We start from the raw sequence: 2,336 nt of genomic DNA, 5'->3' as shown, positions 1-2,336 counted from the left end.
CTGGACACCAACATGCGCTGGTGTGCAGGCTTCAGCCGCCCAATGTCGCTGCGTAGCAGTGACCGGGAATCCCCTATAGTGTTAGCCCCCTTCCCCTGTTCCCGTATCAGCCTCCCCCAGAACGTTGTCCGCTATGTCAACCTACCTTCGCAACACCATCGCTCGCCGGCAATTCCTTGGCACGCTTGCCGGAGCGTCCGCGTTGGCCATGTCCCGGCCAACGATCCGTGCTCAAGACTCTCTCACGCGTGATCCGATTACCGAATTGACCGAGCGTCTTAACCCCAAAATCCACCAGTCGCGTGAGGTTGCCCTTGGGATCCTGAAACCCTCCAAGGCGGAAATCGATCGGGGCATGAAACTGCACGCCGAGTCGATCGTGTTCGATGCCTATGGGTTTGGACCACGAGCCGCAATTGACGGCGACGCACTTGCCGCCGCGATCGAAGCGGGGGCTTCAGCGATCGAGATCAAGGACATGCGTGAAGAGATGACGATGACGCGATTTGTCTCCGACCCGGTCCAAGAACAAGAGTTTCGCGATGCCTGGCGGGCGTCCGGCGTGACCTGTGTGTTCAACAACGCCGGTGAAGAGGGACAAGACCCGATGCGGTTGATCAAGCGATTGGCCAGGCACACGTACACAACCGATTTGATGAGAGGGTTCGTGTTCAAGGCTGCCGTTCCCGACGACATTCGGACGGCTAAGAAACAGCGCCGCCACTGTTACTACTTGACCGGGAACGGCGTCCCCCTCGTCCAGCAATGGGTGTCGGTCGAAGACGAACTGCGGTACGTCCGCGTTTTCTCTCAGCTGGGAATTCGGATGATGCATTTGACGTATCAGCGACGCAATATGATCGGTGACGGTTGCGGTGAAAAAAGCGACGCCGGCTTGAGCGATTTCGGTCGCAAGGCGATTGCCGAAATGAACCGCGTCGGTGTGATTCCGGACTGCGCCCACAGCGGGTGGCAAACCAGCCTGGAAGCAGCGCAAGTTTCTTCGCGTCCCGTCGTGGCCAGCCATTCAACGTGCGGCGCGATTTACCCGCACTTCCGCAGCAAGCCCGACAACGTGATCAAGGCGATCGTCGACTCGGGCGGCTACATCGGCATTTGCTGTATTCCACGGTACCTGCGTGGGGCGGGCGACATCAGCGCGCTGCTCGATCACATCGACTATGGGATCAAAACGTTCGGCCCCGATGCGGTCGCGATCGGCACGGACGTCTCCTACACCTCGCAAGATTCCGCGATGGAAAACGCCAAGGTTCCCAAGCAACCGCGACGCCGCGAAGAATTCCGCATGCTTTGGCCGGACGATGACTTCAAAACAACCTCGCAGATGAACCAAAGTCTCTCCTGGACCAACTGGCCTCTCTTCACCGTCGGCCTTGTTCAACGCGGTCACAGCGACGAGGTGATCCGCAAGGTCATCGGCGGGAACGTGATGCGAGTCATCGACGCGTCTCTGTCGTAGCCGCCCGCATCGGCGGGATGATCGCTCACGATCGCCACGTCAACGCCCTCGGTCTTGGCGTAGAACGCGGGCGGGCAGACGAACCGTCAAGTAGCCTCACTCCGACGCAGCTCCTGAATCGATCGCCGTAGGATGCTTGCGATGATGAAGGCTGTGACGATCGCCAACATGACGGCGATCGGGCGATGGAACAAACCCAATGGGTTTCCGCCGGACGCGGTCAGCGATTGAATCAAACGTTCCTCCAGTGGCCCGCCGAGCACCAATCCCAGGACCACCGGGCCGAGCGGAAATCCCCGCCGATTCAAAACGAACCCGACCAGTCCCATCGCCAACATGATTCCGACGTCGAACAGGCTGGCATTGAGTGCATAAGAGCCGGTGACGCAAAACAATACGATGATCGGAAGCAGAATCTGCTTGGGAATCCGGACGAGACGAAGTCCCAATCGGATGGCCAGGAAGCCGACCGGCAACATCACGAGATTCGCAATCAGAAACACGAGGTAAATGCCGTACACCAGCGACGGTTGACTCTCAAAGATTGCTGGCCCCGGTGTGACGTTCTTCATCAACAACACCCCGATCACGATCGCCGTGATGGAATCACCGGGAATGCCAAACACCAACGTCGGTATCCAGCCTCCAGCCAAGGCAGCACTGTTGGCCGTTGTGGCGTCTCCGATCGCATCGATCGATTCCCGATCCGCCTTCGAACCACGACCACGTTTGGCCGCGGCGAATGTGACCCACGATGCGATATCGGCGCCGGCGCCGGGCAGCATCCCGATCAAGACTCCCATCAAGCTCGACCGGACCGTGCCCGATCGGCGTTTGACCAACCGAGTCACCAATG

2 protein-coding genes are annotated in these 2,336 nt (G+C 59.3%); one reads left to right on the top strand and one right to left on the bottom strand.

Going from position 1 to position 2,336, the window contains the following annotated elements; translation table 11 throughout:
• Positions 1-133: 133 nt before the first annotated feature.
• Positions 134-1,480: a dipeptidase gene (locus ABX749_RS29825; RefSeq protein WP_372899242.1), complete on the top strand. Its 1,347-nt coding sequence runs from the start codon at positions 134-136 to the stop codon at positions 1,478-1,480.
• Positions 1,481-1,566: 86 nt separating this feature from the next.
• On the opposite strand, the gene ABX749_RS29820 is transcribed toward ABX749_RS29825, so the two are convergent.
• Positions 1,567-2,336 (bottom strand): tripartite tricarboxylate transporter permease (locus ABX749_RS29820; RefSeq protein WP_372899241.1); only part of this gene is annotated, 770 nt, incomplete at its 5' end.

The sequence above is a fragment of the Stieleria sp. genome (genome assembly GCF_041595215.1).
Lineage (GTDB): Bacteria > Planctomycetota > Planctomycetia > Pirellulales > Pirellulaceae > Stieleria > Stieleria magnilauensis.
The sequence above is the reverse complement of the archived record's forward strand: the minus strand, read 5'-3'. Positions and strand labels throughout refer to the sequence as shown.

Coding starts and splice junctions, on each gene's coding strand:
- ABX749_RS29825 (WP_372899242.1), top strand. CDS start 134: ATGTCAACCTACCTTCGCAACACCATCGCTCGCCGGCAATTCCTTGGC.